The organism is Streptomyces sp. NPDC048211 (genome assembly GCF_043202315.1).
Classification (GTDB): Bacteria; Actinomycetota; Actinomycetes; order Streptomycetales; family Streptomycetaceae; genus Streptomyces.
Window position 1 is genome coordinate 1,049,080 of sequence record NZ_JBIDAD010000002.1, and the last position, 18,105, is coordinate 1,067,184.

General features: G+C 70.7%; 10 protein-coding genes. 3 read left to right on the forward strand and 7 right to left on the reverse strand.

Annotation, left to right across the window (positions count from 1 at the left end):
• The first annotated feature begins 44 nt into the window (after positions 1-44).
• Positions 45-2,141, forward strand: coding sequence for a pectinesterase family protein (locus tag ACGFZA_RS11460; protein WP_385280116.1), 2,097 nt, complete (start codon positions 45-47; stop codon positions 2,139-2,141).
• Positions 2,142-2,435: 294 nt separating this feature from the next.
• Positions 2,436-3,443 carry a LacI family DNA-binding transcriptional regulator gene (locus ACGFZA_RS11465; RefSeq protein WP_385280323.1) on the forward strand — a complete coding sequence of 336 codons (1,008 nt, stop codon included), beginning with the start codon at positions 2,436-2,438 and terminating at the stop codon, positions 3,441-3,443.
• A gap of 55 nt (positions 3,444-3,498) precedes the next feature.
• On the opposite strand, the gene ACGFZA_RS11470 is transcribed toward ACGFZA_RS11465, so the two are convergent.
• From ACGFZA_RS11470 to ACGFZA_RS11500, 7 genes are all read right to left on the reverse strand, one after another.
• Positions 3,499-4,212, reverse strand: coding sequence for a hypothetical protein (locus ACGFZA_RS11470; RefSeq protein WP_385280119.1), 714 nt, complete (start codon positions 4,210-4,212; stop codon positions 3,499-3,501).
• Between the two features lie 40 nt (positions 4,213-4,252).
• The gene (locus ACGFZA_RS11475; protein WP_393678740.1) at positions 4,253-6,505 is read right to left on the reverse strand and encodes a glycoside hydrolase N-terminal domain-containing protein; all 2,253 of its coding nucleotides are present in this window, start codon (positions 6,503-6,505) and stop codon (positions 4,253-4,255) included.
• Positions 6,502-8,478 carry a beta-galactosidase gene (locus ACGFZA_RS11480; protein WP_393678741.1) on the reverse strand — a complete coding sequence of 659 codons (1,977 nt, stop codon included), beginning with the start codon at positions 8,476-8,478 and terminating at the stop codon, positions 6,502-6,504. The genes ACGFZA_RS11475 and ACGFZA_RS11480 overlap by 4 nt, the downstream gene beginning before the upstream one ends.
• Before the next feature lie 22 nt (positions 8,479-8,500).
• A complete protein-coding gene (locus ACGFZA_RS11485) occupies positions 8,501-10,747 on the reverse strand; it encodes a WD40/YVTN/BNR-like repeat-containing protein (RefSeq protein ID WP_393678742.1) in 2,247 nt (748 codons plus the stop codon).
• Positions 10,748-10,873: 126 nt separating this feature from the next.
• The gene (locus tag ACGFZA_RS11490; protein ID WP_393678743.1) at positions 10,874-11,845 is read right to left on the reverse strand and encodes a carbohydrate ABC transporter permease; all 972 of its coding nucleotides are present in this window, start codon (positions 11,843-11,845) and stop codon (positions 10,874-10,876) included.
• A complete protein-coding gene (locus ACGFZA_RS11495) occupies positions 11,842-12,981 on the reverse strand; it encodes an ABC transporter permease (protein WP_393678744.1) in 1,140 nt (379 codons plus the stop codon). The genes ACGFZA_RS11490 and ACGFZA_RS11495 overlap by 4 nt, the downstream gene beginning before the upstream one ends.
• 100 nt (positions 12,982-13,081) lie before the next feature.
• Positions 13,082-14,755: an extracellular solute-binding protein gene (locus ACGFZA_RS11500; protein ID WP_385280133.1), complete on the reverse strand. Its 1,674-nt coding sequence runs from the start codon at positions 14,753-14,755 to the stop codon at positions 13,082-13,084.
• A 457-nt stretch (positions 14,756-15,212) separates the two neighbouring features.
• Here ACGFZA_RS11500 and ACGFZA_RS11505 point away from each other — a divergent pair, with 457 nt between their 5' ends.
• On the forward strand, positions 15,213-18,086 hold the full coding sequence (locus ACGFZA_RS11505; protein ID WP_393678745.1) for a glycoside hydrolase family 3 C-terminal domain-containing protein: 2,874 nt from the start codon (positions 15,213-15,215) through the stop codon (positions 18,084-18,086).
• Positions 18,087-18,105: the final 19 nt, after the last annotated feature.

The window sequence follows — 18,105 nt, forward strand, 5'->3', positions numbered from 1 at the left end:
CCAGTACCTGAACGTCATCCTTCCTCGACGGAATGGTTCAGGTCATGACAGCGGAACGCCGGACGGCGCAGCACACCCCCCACATGCCCGCAGGCTGGAACCACCGCAGCCGCAGAACACGACTGGTCCTGGCGGCCGCGGTCGCCACCGTCCTCGCGACCGGGTTCGCCGCCACCACGGCGAACGGTGCGACGGACATCCGTAGTACCCCCTACCCCGCCTCGTCGGCAGCCTCCCCGGTCCGGGCCGACGAGGCGGCCGACGGCTACGCCTCGGTCGACGCCCTGGGGCAGGACGGGACGTACGGCGGGCGCGGCGGTGAGACCGTGACCGTGCGCACCCTCGCCGACCTGGAGAAGTACGCGACGGCCACGCAGCCGTACGTCATCGTCGTCGCGGCGGCCATCACCATGGATCCCAAGGGCAAGGAGATCAAGGTCGCCTCCGACAAGACGATCATCGGCTCCGGCACCTCCGGCCACATCGTCGGCGGCGGCTTCTTCCTCGGCCAGGGAGTGCACAACGTCATCATCCGCAACCTGACGATCCGGGACTCCTACGCGGGGATCTGGAACGACAAGGACCACGACTGGGACGCGATCCAGATGGACGGCGCCCACCACGTGTGGATCGACCACAACGACCTGCGGAACATGGCCGACGGGCTGATCGACAGCCGCAAGGACACCACCTACCTCACCGTGTCCTGGAACCGGCTCCAGCACGACAACAAGGCCTTCGGGATCGGCTGGACCGAGAACACCACCGCCGACATCACCATCCACCACAACTGGTTCCACGAGACCGAGCAGCGCAACCCCTCGACCGACAACGTCGCCCACGCCCACCTGTACAACAACTACCTCCAGGACGATCCGGGCACGGACATCACCTCCAGCTACGGCAACTACGCCCGCGGGAACACGAACATGGTCCTGGAGAACAGCTACTTCGACGGACTGAACAACCCCGTCACCCGGGACGCCAACGCCACCCTGGTCCAGCGCGGCAGCATCTTCCGCGGCACGAGCGGCCGCAACGAGAGCGGCGGCGGTACGTCCTTCGACCCGCATGCCTCCTACCCCTACACGCTCGACAGCGCCGCCGATGTGCCCGCGCTGGTGAAGGCGGGGGCCGGTCCGCGTTCCACGATCGGTGCGGCGGTCACCACCGCGGCGGCCGCGACCACCCTCACCGTGGCCAAGGACGGCAGCGGTCAGTACCGCACCGTGCAAGCCGCCGTGGACGCCGTGCCCGCGGGCAACACGGCCCGGACCGTCATCGCGATCGCGCCCGGCACCTACCGCGAGCTGGTGAAGATCCCCGCGGCCAAGCAGAACGTCACCCTCCAGGGCACCGGCTCCAGCCGCAAGAGCACCGTCATCGTGTACGACAACGCCTCGGGCACGCAGAAGCCCGACGGATCGGGGACGTACGGAACGGGCGGCAGCGCGACCGTCGCCGCCGAGGGGGACGGCTTCCAGGCCCGCAACCTCACCATCGCCAACGACTTCGACGAGGCCGCCCACCAGGACATGAGCGGGCTGCAGGCCGTCGCGCTGCGCACCGCGGCCGACAAGGTGTTCCTCGACTCGATCATCACCGAGGGCGACCAGGACACGCTGCTGCTCGACACCGCCGCCAAGGACAAGCTCGGTCGGGTCTACATGACCGGCTCCTACGTCGTCGGCAACGTCGACTTCGTCTTCGGCCGGGCGAGCGCGGTCATCGACGCCTCGGTCATCACCCTGAAGAAGCGGTGGGACGGCAGCTCCGCGGGCTACATCACCGCCCCGAGCACGGCCGCCGGCCGCAAGGGCTTCCTCATCAACAACTCCACGGTCAACGGAGACGTCTCCGCGGCGAGCTTCTACCTCGGACGTCCCTGGCACGCGGGCGGAGACGCCACGCTCGACCCGATGACCACCGTCCGCGACACCACCCTGAGCGCCGCGATCCGGCCGAAGCCGTGGACCGACATGAGCGGGTTCTCCTGGAAGGACGACCGGTTCGCGGAGTACCGCAACGACGGACCGGGCGCGGGTACGGCGAGCAGCGACCGCCCGCAGCTCAGCGACAGCGGGGCGGGCGGGCAGGAGGTCGCCGACTGGCTGGACGGCTGGACCCCGTCGGCCTCCTGAACGGTGGACTGCCGCGCGCCCGCTGATGTTCCGCGCGGTGGACGGGGCATATCGTGGCGGTAGCCGATACGGCTGCCGCCACGGTGGTGTCGTACGGTGGGCTGCCGGGACATCGAGTCGAAGCGCTTCGACAGCCCTATGGACACCCTGTGTGGGCAGGTCTAGGCTCGCATCATCCGGGCATGTCACAGGCGGACCGGGCGAAGTCGAAGCGCTTCGCCACATCTGACCGAAACTGCCGGTGCAGGCCGGTTTCCGTGCCGGTGTCGACGATGTCCCTTGATGGAGAGCCGAATGGTCACCCTTGCCGAGGTCGCGCAGCACGCCGGAGTCTCCGCGAGCACGGTGAGCTATGTCCTCAGCGGGAAGCGGTCCATCTCGGTGCCCACCAGGGAGCGGGTCGAGTCGAGCATCCAGCAGCTCGGCTACCACCCCAACGCCGGTGCGCGGGCGCTCGCCAGCAGCCGGTCGAACATCATCGCGCTCATGGTGCCGCTGCGCACCGACATGTACGTCCCCGTGATGATGGAGATCGCCATCGCGGTCGCCACCACGGCCCGCACCCACGGCTACGACGTCCTGCTCCTGACCGGTGAGGAGGGGCCCGCGGCGGTGCGGCGCATCGCCGGCAGTTCGCTGGCCGACGCGATGATCCTCATGGACGTCGAGCTCCACGACGAACGGCTGCCGCTGCTGCGTGAGACGGACCGGGCCGCCGTGCTGATCGGACTGCCCGCCGACACCGACGGGCTGACCTGTGTGGACCTCGACTTCGAGGCCACCGGGGCGCTCTGCGTGGAACACCTCGCGGGCCTCGGACACCGCGAGGTCGCCGTGATCGGCGAGGCGGCCGCGGTGTACGAACGGCACACCGGATTCGCCGAGCGGACGGTCGACGGCATACGCGCCAAGGCACAGGAGACCGGCGTGCGGGTGCTGCACCGGCCCTGCGAGGGCGGCTATCCGGCGATGGCGCAGACCCTGTCGCGGATCTTCGACGAGCGGCCCGGCACCACCGGCTTCATCGTGCAGAACGAGTCCGCGGTGGAACCGCTGCTCAATCTCCTGCGGCAGCAGGGCCGGGCCGTGCCCGAGGACGTGTCGGTGGTCGCGATCTGCCCCGAGCAGGTCGCCTCCCAGGCCTCGGTGCGGCTCACCTCCGTGGCCATCCCCGCGCAGGAGATGGGGCGCCGCTCGGTCGAGCAGGTCGTCGCCAAGCTCTCCGGCCGCGGCACGGACGAGGTCGAGCTGCTGGCACCCGAGCTGACGGTACGCGAGAGCACCGGGCCCGCCCCGCGGTAGCGCACGCGCGCACGAGCCGGCCCCCACGCGGGGGCCGGCTCCTGGTACGTGCGGCTCAGCCGGCGGAGACGCCGAATCCGTTCGTCGTGAAGTCCAGTCCACCCGACGACGAGGTGATCTCGTAGCCGAACTGGACGTCACCGATGGTCTCGTTGCCCCACCAGCCCTTGGTGTCCTTGATCCACTTCAGGATCGGCAGGATGTTCACCGTGCCCGAGGTGGAGTCCGAGGTGCGCAGGAACGAGAAGACCTGGTTGGCTCCGTTGTCGCCCTTGTAGACGGTCCAGGTGTGGCCGCCGAGCGTCACGTTTCCCTGCGAGGTGCCGAGCGGCCCCACCGCGCCGTTGTAGTTCACCCAGAGCATGACCTCGTAGTCGTAGTCGCTGTCCCAGATGTCGTACGAGGTGTTGTAGGCACCGGACGACGGGACGGTGACGTTGTAGTTGCTGGTGAGCGACGACAGCGAGGTGATGGACTTGTTGACGACCTTCTTGGCGTTGGGGTACGACTTGATGCCGCCCGTGTTCGGGTGGTTGGCCCAGACGCCCCAGTTGCTGGAGGAGTTGGCCCAGATGGACTGCGAACCCGCGCCGGAGCCCCAGATGTTGTTGTAGAGGGTGTAGCCGTCGGACGTGGTGTAGTTGCCCCACTGGTCCGAGGAGGACCAGATCGCGGCCTGGGCGGGGGCGGAGGCGAAGCCGATGAGGGCCGCCACCGCCGTTGCCGGGGCCAGTACGAACCTGCTGAGCGTGCGGGTGCGTGTTGCCATGGTTGTCCTTCCATGGTGGGGGGATGGGGTGGGGGGAGTGCTACCGCCGCCTCAGATCGAGGACACGGTCCACGCCGGCCGTCAGCTCCAGCGGAGCCACGGTGTTTCCGGCGGAGGAATCGGTGAGGATGCTGCCGTGGCCCGTACGGACATCGATCCGGGCGTCACGGGTGGGATGCAGCACCGCGGTCGCGGTGCCGTCGGCGTTCCAGCGCAGGTCCAGTCCGGCGCCGAACCTGGTCCGCACGCCGCGCAGTTCGCCGCTCGGGCAGCCGGCCAGTGGTGCGGGCAGCAGGACCAGCCGGTCGGAGGTCGACTGGACGAGCGACTCGATGACCGCCGCAGGCAGTGCGTGGGCGGCGTCCGCGTTGTAGACGTTGCGGGACGGGTAGTGGGCGCTCATCAGCGAGTCGTGGAAGAAGTCGCCCGCCAGCACGGCGTCCAGGGCCGCTGTGACCCGGGCGCCGTCGCGGAGGCGTGCGGCGATCAGCGCGTGGTGGAGATGCCCGTGGGCGGAGTCGTTCTCCGATCCGCGCAGTTCCAGAGCGCGGTGTGCAGCGGCCGCGAGCTCCGGGGTGTCGTACGGATTGACCGCGTCCAGCGGCCACACGGGGTAGAGGTGGCTGAGGTGACGATGGTCGTACGTCTCCTCCAGGCCGGGCCACGCCCACTCGGCGAGCGCGCCGTCCACGTTGACCCGGTACCCCGGGAGCCGGGCCGCGAGCTCCCGCCGTCGCGCGGAGGCCGGAGCCGTGGGGGAGCGGTCGGCCGAGGTGGTGAGCGCGTGGCGGGCCGCCGCGAGGTCCATCGTCGCGTTCACCGTCCCCCAGCTCGCGTTGGCCGGGCGGTTCTCCGGTGAGTACGAGGGCACGAGGGCCACGGTGCCGTCGGGTGCGGTGCGGGTCAGGAAGTCCTCGTAGAACAGGGCGACTTCGTGGAGCGCGTCGACCAGCCGGGGATCCGTCGCCCCGCTCGTCTCGGCGTGCTCGACCAGCGGTTCCAGGAGCCAGTCCGCACCGGCCGTCCACAGGTGCAGCGGATAGGCCCGCTGGTAGTGGCGGGTGTGGCCGGACTCGCCGTCGGTGTGGGACGGGGCGACGATGCCGCGGGCCCCGAAGAGCGCTCGCGCGTTGTCCCGCCAGTCGGCCAGTTGCCCGTACACCAGGGAGGCATGGGCCTCGGAGACCTCGGGCAGTGCGGCGGCCGCCGCCGAGGCGATCTGGAGGTTGAGGTTGGCGTTGGTCGTGAACGCTCCCGACCAGGCGGTGTCCCAGTCGCCCGTCCACAGGCCGGTCAGCCGGGGCGGCAGCACGCCGGAGGACGAGAACAGGTGATAGCGCCCGGCCGCGAACAACCTCTCCAGCAGGGCGGGGCTGCCCGGCCGGCGTACCAGCTCGCTGCCGGGCAGTGCGCGTTCGGCCGGATCGGCGTCCAGGGTCAGGGACGCCCGTTGGAAGGCCGGGCGGTGCAGTGCGCGGTGCCGGGCCAGCAGCGTCGGGTAGTCGTCCTGCGGCAGGGCGGCGCACTCCGCCGCGAGGTCCAGGGCGCCCGTGTGGCGCCGCACCCGGGTGAGCAGCAGCAGACTCCGGGCCCCTTCGACCCGGAGGCCCTCGCCCGCGACCGACACCCGGCCGCCGTCCGCCCGGACCACGGTCACCCCGGTGTAGGCGAGTTCGCTGTCCGGGTAGCCCACCCGCAGGGACAGCCGGCCACCGCCCGGCGTCAGCACGGTGCTGCGGCCGATGGCCAGGCGCGGCGGTGCGCCCGGCAGCGCGTGGTCCAGGGTCAGGTCCACCGCGAGCCCGGGGCCGGTGACGTGCTGGACGATCACGTCGTCGGCGCGGGAGACGAAGACCTGACTGCGGCGGCCCTCGCACACGGCCGTGATCTCACCCGTGGTGAAGTCGACCGTACGGCGGTAGTCCGGCGGCGGATCGCTGCCGTCGGAACCGGACGGCGTGTCCGGCCCGGACCGGATCCTGGTCTGGAAGGCCGGATGGAAGGGCTGTACCCACACCAGCGGCCGGCCCGCCCCGAACCGCTCGGCGGCCGTGGTGTCGCCGGCGAGCAGATCGCTCTGCAACTGGTCCAGCCGATCGGCGAGTTCGGGCGGCCGCAGGTGCTCACTCCCGTTGGGCCGGACCAGGGTGTGGTGGTTGACGACGACCCGGTCGTCGGCCGGGTCGCCGTACACCATCGCCCCGTGCCGGCCGTTGCCGCCGAGGAAGGCGTCCTCCCAGCGGGATGCGGGACGCGGCTCCCACGTGCCGTCGATGTGGGTGCGGACGGTCACGGCGCCGCGCTCCGCAGCACGGCCACGCCGTAACGCCCCAGCTCCACCCGGTCCTCGACCGTCCGGCCGGTCAGCAGCTCCTCGTGCGCGCCCGGCACGGTCACGGTGACGGTGTCCCGACCGTGGTGGAGCAGGAAGAGGAGTCCGCCGCGGCGGACCGCCTCCACCCCCTCGGGCAGCCCGGCGAGGACCGGCTCCACGCCGGCCTCCCGCACCACACCGCCGAGCAGCGCACGCAGCGCCTCCGGCTCCGGCAGCGTCGACAGGTAGTGGGCCCGGCCCCTGCGGAGCACGGCGGGCAGCCCGGTCAGCTCGCCGTCGCGGTATGCGGACACCACCTCGGTGCCCTGTGCCGCCTCCAGCTCCTCCGACCACAGAGTGCCCCGGAAGCCGTCGCACTCCACGGCCGAATCCGCGTCCAGCGGCCACCACTCGTGCAGCGTGCGGATCCCGAACAGCTCGCGCAGCCGCGCGTCCATGCCACCGGGCCTGATGCGGTCGTCGATATCGGCGACCCCGCTGAAGAAGCCGCAGACCAGTGTCCCGCCGCCCTGCGCGTACGCGACGAGATTGTCGATCGAGGCGTCGGTGAGCAGATACAGATGGGGTACGGCGACCGCCTTGAACCGGCTCAGGTCGGCGTCCGGGCGGGCGAACTCCGTGGCGACACCGTTCTCCCACAGGGCCCGGTGCCAGCGCTGTACGACCTCGGTGTAGTCGAGCAGCGAGGACGGCCGGCCCTCCTGCGTACCCGCCCACCACGCGTCCCAGTCGTGCAGGACCGCCACGTCGGCCGGGACGTCGCCGCCCACCACAGCCGGTCCGAGCGTGGCGAGTTCCGCTCCGAGGCGCTTGATCTCGCGGAAGGTTCGGCCCTGTTCGCCGGCATGGGTGAGCATCCCGGAGTGGAATTTCTCCGAGCCCTGCCGGGACTGCCGCCACTGGAAGTAGCACACGGCGTCGGCCCCCCGCGCCACGGCCTGCAGCGACCACAGCCGGTTCAGCCCCTCGGGCTTGGGGTGGTTGACGCCCCGCCAGTTGACCGGCCCCGCCGCCTGCTCCATCAGCATCCACGGCCCGGCGGCCTGCGAACGCGTCATGTCGGCGAGCATCGCGTTGTACTGACCGCCCTGCGGGTCCCGCGGGTCCGGATAGATGTCCACGGAGACGATGTCCTCCTGCGCCGACCAGGCCCAGGCGTCCTGGCCCGACCACAGCGGCATGAAGTTCGTCGTCACCGGAACGTGCGGGGTGTGCCGGGCGACGATGTCGCGCTCGGCGACGTAGCACTCCATCAGCGCGTCGGAGGTGAACCGCTTGAAGTCGAGCACCTGCGCCGGGTTCTTCATGTACTGCGCCTTGCGCGGCGGCAGGATCTCCGTCCAGGAGTCGTAGCGCTGGCTCCAGAACGCCGTGCCCCACGCCTCGTTGAGCGTGTCGACCGTGCCGTACCGGCTGCGCAGCCACCGGCGGAAGTGGGCGGCCGTCTCGTCGCACCAGCAGTGGGTGCAGTACTCGTTGTTGATGTGCCAGACGGTGAGCGCGGGATGGTCCGCGTACCGCGCCGCGAGGTCCTCGGTGAGGGCCGCGGCGTAGCGCCGGTAGACGGGAGAGCTCGCGCAGAACTGCTGGCGCGATCCGTACCAGACGACCGAGCCGTCCTCCGTGCGCGGCAGGGTCTCCGGGTGCCGCGCCCCCATCCAGGGCGGCGGGGACGCGGTCGGGGTGGCGAGCACGACGCCGATGCCGTTGGCGTGCATCAGGTCCATCAGCCGGTCCAGCCAGCCGAACTCCCGCGCTCCTGGGCGTGGTTCGATCTTCGCCCAGGAGAAGACGCCGAGGGTGACGGAGTTGACGCCGGCCTCCTTCATGAGCCGGGCGTCGTCCTCCCACACCTCCTCGGGCCACTGTTCGGGGTTGTAGTCGCCTCCGAAGAGGATGCGGCCACGGGCTGCGTCGCGCAGGGACGGCATGGCGTCTCTCGTTCCTTCTTGCTTATGCGGGTTCTGCGTACTGGATGCCGCGGCCGTTCGTGCCCAGATAGACACGGCCGTGGACACGGGGGTCACCGGTGATCACTTCGCCGGTCCAGCCCCACTGATGGGAGTCGTCGTTGATCCGGACCCAGGTGCCGCCCGCGTCGTCCGAGCGCAGCACCGCCACGCCGTCGTGCGTCGCGGAGACCCGGCCGGTCTGGAAGACGGCCGGGTAGCCGGCGCCGGGCCGCTCCCGTCCCCTGACCGGCGCGGCCCTGCCGAAGCCCAGGGCGTGCGAGGCCTGGCAGCCGGGCACGGCCGTGAACGTCAGCCCGCCGTCCGTCGAACGGAACAGTCCGTTGTCCTTCGCGGAGAGCCACAGGTCACCGCTGCGCCCGGGTGCCGCCGCCACCTTGAACTGGACGTCGCCGGAGGGGAGTCCGGTCGCGCCGCGCTCGAACGTCGCCCCGCCGTCCGCGGAGTGGAAGACCGCTCCGGTGTCGGTGTCGTAGACGTAGAAGCGCCGCGGGTCGAGCGGGTCGGCGACCGGCGCGCCGCCCTTGGGGAACGTGGCGACCTCCGCCCAGCTCGCCCCGCCGTCGGTGGAGCGGTGGGCCGGGTACTTGGTGCCGTCCCAGTGGACGAACGACCAGAGCAGCACCGACCCGTCCGCGGAGACCGCGACGGGACCGGGGGCCGAGGCGGCGATCTCCGGCTGGGCGGCGAAGGGCTGCCAGGTCCTGCCGCCGTCGTCCGAGGACGCCCCTGCGGAGGTGGAGCCCGACGGCCAGCCCGTCCGTACGACGTACGAGGGCTTGAGCGCGGCCAGGGCGAGGCCGGTGGCCGTGCCGAAGACCGGGTTCGACGCCATGCCGCGCGACGGGGAGGCGGTCAGCGAGTCGTGGTACATCACGCCGATGTCGCCCAGCCCGCTGAGGAGGCGGGCGCCCTTGGCGGGCGGGGCGAGCAGGAAGCGTACCGACGACTCCTCGAGACCCCGGATCTCCGGGGCCCAGTGGACGAGGTCGCGGGTTCCGAAGATCGTCGCGCCGGTCCCGAACACGATGTGCCGCGAGTCGAACGGGTCGACGGCCACGGCCTGGATCCACCAGCCGAACTTGGCCGACTCCCCGCCCCAGCGGAGATAGGGGGTCTCCGCGACGTCGAGGACGGCGGCGTCCTTGAGCGAGGTCCAGGAGGCACCCGCGTCGGTGGAGCGGAACACCGTGTCGATCTGCGACCAGCGGTTGTTGGTGGTCACCACGAGCGTGCCGGCGCGGCGCGCGTCGACCGCGACACCGCCGTAGCCGAAGCCGTCACCGGCCGCGGCGTCCGGCCGCACCGGGGTCACCTCGCTCCAGGTGTCCGTCACCGTGTCGAGGCGGTGGACCGAGCCGGCGGACTGCCCGTTGGGACCCGGGGCGTCCGCGTAGGTCACGTACAGGGCGCGGCCCCGGGCGTCGTACGCTGCCCGGACCGGGACCTTCGTCGCCGCGCTGCCGGACGGCTGCCCGGGCACGGTCTCCCAGCCGCCGGAGCCGTTCGTACGGTAGAGCGCGCTGCCGCCGTCACCCCAGCCCGCGTACACCGCCCGGCCGGCGGCGGCGAGGAACAGCACGCCCTGGCCGCTCGCCGACGGAGTGGCGGGGAAGTCCGCCGGAGCCCACGTCGCTCCCCGGTCGGTGGAGCGCAGCAATCCGTCGTGCCGGGTGCCGAGCCAGAGCGTGTCGCTGTCGCGGGGGTCCACGAGCAGCCGCTCGCCGGCCCCGCGCCCGTCCTCGTTGGCGCCCAGCCGCACGGTCAGGTCCGTCCGCCGCCAGGTCGCGCCCCGGTCCTCGGACCGGAGCACCGCGCCCGGGCTCGCCCAGTCCTGGGCGTACGTACCGCAGGCCAGGTAGAGGCGGTCCGGGTGCGCGGGGTCGACGGCCAGGGCCTCGATGCCCAGCAGGTTCCAGTCGTCCCAGCCGAGGTGGTCGGTGAGGGCGGTCCAGCGGGCCTTGGCGTCGTCCCAGCGGTAGGCGCCGCCGATGTCGGTGCGGGCGTAGGCGAGTCCCTTCACGGAAGGGTGGAACAGCACCCCGGTGACGAAACCCGTCCCGCCGATCGCGGCGGTCCGCCAGCGATGCGGTTCGGTGGACTCGTCCCGGTGGTGCGTCGAGGCGGCCGCGGCGGGACCCGCGAGGGGCAGGGCTGCGGCGGCCGCTGCGACGGCCGCTCCCGCGAGCACGGTTCTACGGCTGGGCGTGGGCGCTGACGAAGCGCGCATGGCGAACACCTTCCGGACAAGGGCGAGAAGGACAAGGAGGGGGTGAAGCGTGGCGGCGAGCAGGATGCGGCGGGGCCGGTCCCGGACGGTTCGTGGACCGGCCCCGCACCGGGGCCGTGCGGTGGATCAGCCCTTCACGGCGCCGGTGAGCATGCCCTTCTGGAAGTGCTTCTGGACGAACGGCGACAGGATCGCCACCGGGATCAGCGCGAGGATCATGACCGCCATCTGCACGGCGAGGCTGTTGATCGACCCGTTGCTGACCGCCGCGCCCATGGCGCCCGGCGGGACCTGGTGCTGGAGGACCAGCTGGCGCAGGATCATCTGCAGCGGGTACTTCTCGCTGTCCTGGATGTAGAGCATCGCGTTGAACCACTGGCTCCAGTAGCCCACCGCGTAGAAGAGCGAGATCACGGCGATCACGGCGCGCGAGAGCGGCATGATGATCTGGAGCAGGATCCGCCACTCGCCGGCGCCGTCGATCCGCGCCGCGTCGATGAGTTCGGGCGCGGTGTCCATGAAGAAGCCGCGCAGGACCAGCACGTTGAAGACACTGATCGCACTGGGCAGGATCATCGACCAGTAGCTGTCGCTCAGCCCGATGCCGGTGACCAGCAGGTACGTGGGGATGAGTCCGGCGCCGAAGAACATCGTCGCCATCAGGGTCATCAGCAGCGGACGGTGGGCGTACGAGTCGCGGCGGCTCAGCCCGTACGCGCACAGGACCGAGACCACCATGCTGACCACCGTGCCGACGACGGTGAGGCCCACGCTGACGGCGGCCGCGCGGGTCACGGCGCCACCGCTGAGGAGTTCCTTGTAGGCGACGAACGTGATGCTCTTCGGCCAGACGACCAGGCCGCCGGCGTCGTTGATCGCCTTGGTGTCGGAGAGGCTGGTGATGAGCACCACCCAGATCGGGATGATCACGATCGCGCAGATCGCGACGAGTCCGAAGCCCTTGAAGGCGAGGCCCGCCTTGGTGGGCTCCTCCTCCCACACGGGGCGGGGCTCCGTGCGCAGGGCGCGCTGGAGCGGTGTCTCCGCGCGGGGCGCGGGTTCTGCCGGGTCCTTCTCAAGTTCCAGGAGAGTTGTCATTTCTTGGAGTACACCCCCTGCTCGCCCAGCATGTGAGCGACCTTGTTGGCACCCAGCACCATGGCGACGCTGAACAGTCCCTTGAAGATGCCGGCGGCTGCCGCGTAGCCGAAGTCACCGGTCTTGATGCCCGTCCACCAGATGTAGGTGTCCAGGATTTCCGAAGCGCCGGCGCCGACCTGGTCGCGCTGGAGCAGGATCTGCTCGAAGTCGAGGTTGAGCGCGCTGCCGACCCGCAGGACGAGCAGGAGCGCGATGACCGGACGCAGCGCGGGCAGCGTGACGTGCCACATGCGGCGCCAGCGGCCCGCGCCGTCCACGGCCGCGGCCTCGTACAGGTCGGTGTTGACGGCGGCGAGCGCGGCGAGGAAGACGATCACACCCCAGCCGGCGTCCTTCCAGACCGCCTGGGCGGAGACCAGGAACTTGAAGAAGCCCGGGTCGGTCATCAGGTCGAAGCCTTCATGGCCGTGCTCACGCAGCCACTGGGCGACCAGCCCGGCTCCGCCGAACATCTGCTGGAAGACGGTGACGACGAGCACCCACGAGAAGAAGTGCGGCAGATAGACGACTGCCTGGACCCAGGCCCGCACCCGTGCGCTCATGATCGTGTTGACGAGCAGCGCGATGGCGATCGGGATGGGGAAGAACAGGACGAGCTGGGTGACGAAGATGACCAGCGTGTTGATGAGGACTTCCCAGAAGCGGTAGTCCTCGAAGATCCGGGTGAAGTTGTCGAAGCCGACGAAGGGGCTGCCGGTGATGCCCAGGTCGTACACGTCGTAGTCCTGGAAGGCCACGATGTTCCCGAGCAGCGGGATGTAGTTGAAGAGCAGCAGCAGCGCGATGGCCGGCAGGGTCATCAGCACCAGGGTGCGGTCGCGCCGCAGCCGCTGGCGCCAGGTGATGCCCCCCGCCTGCGGTCCGGTACCCGTCGGCGCCTGTTTCGCCGCCCCGTTCTTCGCCCTCTTCGCCTTCTTCGGCGTACGGGATCCGCGCGTTCCGCTCGCGCGGGACCTGTCCGTCCGTATGCCGCTTCCGTCCTTGCCGTCACCGTCACCGCTGCCGCCGGCCGAGGCTCCGGCCCCGTCGGCGGTGCGGTCCGGGTCGGTCGTGACCGTGGCCCGTGGCTTCACCGTGTGCTCCCCATGTCGTGCTCTCCGCCACGGCCGCCGGGCTTCGTGCGCCCGGCGGCCTTCTTGCTGTCCCGCATACGGCCGTTGTGCGTCGTACGCGTCAGACGCCGGAGCCGTTCTTGTCGAGAATGTCCTGGTACCAGTCGCGCAGCTTGTCGCCGCCGCTCTTCTTCCAGGTGTTCACGGCCTCGTCGACGTCGCTGACCTTCTTGCGGCCGCGGCGGATGTCCTTCTGGAGGTCGTCGAAGGGCGTGTACAGGGAGGCGTACCGCTGCGGCTCGACGACCTGCATGCCGAAGAAGAGGGGCTTCTTGACGTTCGGGGCCTGGCGCGCCATCCAGGCCGCGTAGTCCTTGGCCAGCTGCGGCTGGTCCGGGTAGGCGATCGAGGTGGGCGGCGAGGCGAGGAACAGGAAGGTGGAGGGCTGCGCCTCCTCGACACCCTGCGGGGTGTAGGTCGGGGCGCCGTCCTTGATCGTGTAGTGGGTGCCCTTCACTCCGTAGTTGGTGAGCATGAACTCCTCGGTGCCGTACGGCGCGGCCGCGTAGTCGGCGATCGCGAGGAACTCCTCGATCTGCGCCTTGGAGAGCTTCTTGCTGAGGAAGGTGAAGATGCCCGCCGGGTCGTCCTGCCACAGGACCGGCTTGCCGCCGTCGTGGTTGAAGAAGTCCAGCGCCTGCATGTCGAACTTGGGGTTGGCGGCCGCCTGTTCGGTGACCATGCCCTTCCAGCCGCCGGTGCCGTCGTTGTACATCATCACGTGACCGCTGGTGAAGCGGATCTTGGAGTCGGCGTCCTTGCCGGCGTCGGCGTCCGGGTGGACGTACCCGCCGTCGTGGAGCTTGCGGGCGAAGGCGAGCGCCTCGCGGTACGCCTTGGTCTCGATCTTGTGGACCAGCTTGCCGTTCTCCAGCTGCCAGTAGTGCGGCGCGTCGGGCAGCAGGCCGAAGATCTTCTGGATGCAGGTCCAGAGGTCGTCGAACGCCCAGACCTTCTGCTTGGGAGCGGTGTGCTCCTTGCCGAACGCCAGCAGGTCGTCCGCGCTGGCCGGCACCGCGCCGGAGCCGATGAGGTCCTTGCGGTAGAAGATCGCGTTGCCGATGATCGGCGTCGGCATCGGCAGGCCGCGCAGCTTGCCGCCGAAGACCGAGTACTGCCAGGCGCCCGTCGGGATGTTGGCGAGGTTCGGGAACTTCTTGACGGCGTCGCCCGCCAGATAGGGAGTCAGGTCCGCGAACTTGGCGCTGATCGCGTTGCGGATCTGCCCCTGCATGTTCCAGCCGGGGATGGTCATGACGTCCGGGATGTCCGAGCCGGCGAGAACCGCGCCGATCTTGTCCTGGTAGGTGTTGCCGTCCTGCGGGTCGAAGTTGAGCTTGGCGCCGACGGCCTTGTTCACGGCCGTGTAGTACGGGTTGTTCTTCTTCGGGACGGTGCCCCACAGCGGTGTCATGACCCGGAACGACGAGCCCTTGCCCGGGACCGACTTCACGGAGACGACCAGCGGGTCGGGCAGCTTGGTGAAGCCGGGGCTCGAACCGTTGACGCTCGCGACGTCGGGCTGGACCAGGTTCAGCGGGGCGTACGACGGCACGACCTTCTTGAGTGCCTTGCCCGTTGTCGTCCCCTCCTTGCCCGCGGAACCGGAACCGGAGCCGCCGCACGCGGCGAGCAGCGGTACCCCGCCGGCCACGGCGACGGCGGCGACCGCGCCCGTGGCGAGGAAGCTTCTCCGGCTCGGAGCCGTGGAGGAGGGGGTGGAATTCGGCGTCATTGCGTCAACCCTTCGAGGCGCACCAGGACGACACGTGGCGGGCGACCGCCGTTCGGTTCCTGTGTCTGAGGTGGAGCGTTGCTGACTGAGCCGGCGTGACCGGCCGCAGGTGAAGCGGTTCAACAGGGGAGCGGCAGAACCTGTCGCCGTCCCGGGGAGATCACGGGCGCCGGGCGCCCCATCGAAGCTCTGTCGAAGCGCTTCGATGTTGCAGCGAGGTTAAGTGAAGGGCCCCAGCCGCACAAGAGTCCGTTTCCAGATTCCTCCGACCTGTTTCCGAACCGTTTCCTGGCGCATTGGGACGTCGTCGCGTAGGGAGGTCGGAGATGAGGCCTTGACACTGGCGGGGTCGGCCACGGAGCATCGAAGCGCTTCGAAAGATCTTCCGAGGCTCCTCGGATGCTCGTGCGAGGCGCTGGCACCGGAATACCTCCCACCTCTCCAAGGGGGCCCGCACGTGACGGAACAACCGCAGCCCTTCCGCGACCCGCAGCTGACCTTCGCCAAGCGCGTCGACGATCTGCTTCAGCAGCTCACGCTCGACGAGCGGATCGCGATGCTGCACCAGTTCGCACCGGCGGTCGACCGGCTCGGGCTCGGCGCCTTCCGGACCGGTCAGGAGGCCCTGCACGGCGTTGCCTGGATGGGCCCGGCGACGGTGTTCCCGCAGGCCGTGGGACTCGGGGCCACCTGGAACGACGAACTGGTGCGCCGCGTCGGCGAAGCCGTCGGCAACGAGGTCCGCGCCAAGCGCGCCCAGGACGACCGCGTCGGCCTCAACGTGTGGGCCCCTACCGTCAATCTGCTGCGCAACCCGCTGTGGGGACGCGGTGAGGAGGGGTATTCCGAGGACGCCGGGCTGACCTCCGCCATCGCGGTCGCGTACACCCGGGGACTGCGCGGCGACCACCCGCTCTACTGGCGGACCGCCCCCGTCCTCAAGCACTGGCTCGCCCACAACAACGAGACCGACCGCGACACCTCCTCCTCCTCGGTCCGCCCCCGGGTCCTGCACGAGTACGACCTCAGGGCCTTCCGCGACGCCGTGCAGGCGGGCGCGGTGGCCGGTGTGATGCCGGCGTACAACCTGGTCAACGGGCGTCCCAACCACGTCTCGCCGCACCTGTCCCAGCACCTGCGGTCCTGGACCGACCGGTCGCTGGTGGTCTGCTCCGACGCCGGGGCGCCGTCCAACCTCGTCGACTCCGAGCACTACTACGACACCCACGAGGAGGCGACGGCCGCCTCCCTGCGGGCCGGTGTCGACAGCTTCACCGACCACGGCCAGGACTCCGCCATCATGACCGGCCGCATCCGCGGCGCCCTGGAGCGCGGACTCCTCGACGAGCACGACATCGACACCGCTGTCCGGCGACTGCTCGAACTCCGCTTCTCGCTCGGTGAGTTCGACCCCGAGCTCGACCCGTACGCGGACACCGCCGACTTCGACACCGAGGGCCACCGGGCGCTGGCCCTGGAGGCCGCCGAACAGGCCGTCGTGCTGCTCAAGAACGACGGACTGCTGCCGCTCGACCCCGGCGCCGGGAAGACCGTCGCCGTCGTCGGCCTCCTCGCCGACGCCTGCAAGCTCGACTGGTACAGCGGCACGCTCATCCACCGCTCCACCCCGCTCGACGGACTGCGGGAACGCTTCGGCGCCGACCACGTCGTCTTCGAAGAGGGCGCGGACCTCGTCCGGCTGAAGTGCGCGGACGGCTGGCTGCGGATTCCCGCGGCGGACCGGAGCCAGGAGCCGGTGCGCGGCGCGGAAGGCGCCCTCGACCCGGCACTGCTCGCAGGCCGCACCGACCTGCCCCCGCTGACCTGCGGCGACACCCCCTCGGAGCTGGCGCTCGTGGACTGGGGCAACGGCGTGATCACCCTGCGGGAACCTGCCGGACGCTACCTCTCGGTCGCCGAGGACGGCTTCGTACGCGCCTCCGCGGACGAACCGGGTGGCTGGATCGTCCAGGAGACGTTCCGCTGGGAGGCGGCGGAGGGTCATGACGGGGGGCACCGCCTTCTGCACGTGGGAACGGGTAGGTATGTCTCTGTCGCCGCCGACGGCGTAAAGGTTGCCGCCCCCGGCGAAGAAGTTTCCGGCTCCGGCCGGGCCGCCGGAACGGTCTTCGAGCTGGAGGTCACCGAGCGCGGCGAGGACGCCGTCGCCCGCGCGGCAGCCGCCGCCGACCTCGTCGTCGTGGTCGCAGGGAACGACGCGCACATCAACGGCCGCGAGACCGAGGACCGCACCACCCTCGACCTCCCCGCGCAGCAGGAACGCCTCTGGCGCGCCGCCCACGCCGCCAACCCGCGCACCGTGCTGGCGGTCACCTCCGCCTACCCGTACGCCCTCACCGACGCCGCGGCCGTACTCCCCGCACTCCTGTGGACCGCGCACGGCGGACAGGCCGCCGGAACGGCACTCGCCCGTGTCCTGGCCGGCGACGTCTCCCCGGCCGGCCGGCTGCCGCAGACCTGGTACACCTCGGACGCGGAGCTGCCCGGCCTGCTGGACTACGACATCATCGGATCGCGCCAGACCTACCTCTACTACGAGGGCACCCCGCTCTACCCGTTCGGCCACGGCCTCTCGTACAGCGAGTTCACCTACGGCGGCCTGAACGCCGAGCGCGACGGAGACCTCCTGCGGGTGTCGCTGACCGTCACCAACACCGGCGACGTCGCCGCGGACGAGGTCGCCCAGCTGTATGTCCGCGCGGTGGCGCCGTCCGTCGTCCGGCCGCTGCGCCAGCTGGCCGGCCATCGCCGGCTGCACCTGACTCCCGGCGCCGCCGAACGCGTCGACTTCATCGTCCCCGTGGCCGAGCTCGGCCACTGGGACGTGGCGTACGGCCGCTGGACCGTCGACCCGGGCGCGTACGAGATCCAGGCAGGCGCCTCCAGCTCGGACATCCGGCTCATCACCGTCGTCACCGTCGACGGCGACCCGGCCGGACCGCGGCCCGTCCTGGCGCGCGGTCTGGACGCGGCCGACTACGACGAGCAGTTGGGTACCGAGATCGTCGACCGCGCGAAGACGGACGGGGACGCGGTCGCCGCCGTCGCCGAGCGCAACGAACTCCTCTACCGCCGCTGCGACTTCGCGTCCGGAACAAGCGGTGTCGAGGTGTCCGCGGCGGGGGAGGGGGCCGTACTGCTCACCGTCGGCGGCGCCACGGTCACCGTCCCGGTCGCCGCCACCGAAGGCCCCTACGACTACCGATCGGTGCGGGCCGTGCTCAACGCCTCCGGCACCGGAGACCTGCGCGTCACTCTGCACGGCACGGTACGCCTCGCCCGGATCACCTTCACCGGGGACGGCGAGTGAACCGGACCGCTCCGCGCAC

What these genes read in the sequence shown, in the direction of transcription:
- ACGFZA_RS11460 (WP_385280116.1), top strand. Translation starts at nt 45, where the DNA reads ATGACAGCGGAACGCCGGACGGCGCAGCACACCCCCCACATGCCCGCA.
- ACGFZA_RS11465 (WP_385280323.1), top strand. Translation starts at nt 2,436, where the DNA reads ATGGTCACCCTTGCCGAGGTCGCGCAGCACGCCGGAGTCTCCGCGAGC.
- ACGFZA_RS11470 (WP_385280119.1), bottom strand. Translation starts at nt 4,212, where the DNA reads ATGGCAACACGCACCCGCACGCTCAGCAGGTTCGTACTGGCCCCGGCA.
- ACGFZA_RS11480 (WP_393678741.1), bottom strand. Translation starts at nt 8,478, where the DNA reads ATGCCGTCCCTGCGCGACGCAGCCCGTGGCCGCATCCTCTTCGGAGGC.
- ACGFZA_RS11485 (WP_393678742.1), bottom strand. Translation starts at nt 10,747, where the DNA reads ATGCGCGCTTCGTCAGCGCCCACGCCCAGCCGTAGAACCGTGCTCGCG.
- ACGFZA_RS11490 (WP_393678743.1), bottom strand. Translation starts at nt 11,845, where the DNA reads ATGACAACTCTCCTGGAACTTGAGAAGGACCCGGCAGAACCCGCGCCC.
- ACGFZA_RS11500 (WP_385280133.1), bottom strand. Translation starts at nt 14,755, where the DNA reads ATGACGCCGAATTCCACCCCCTCCTCCACGGCTCCGAGCCGGAGAAGC.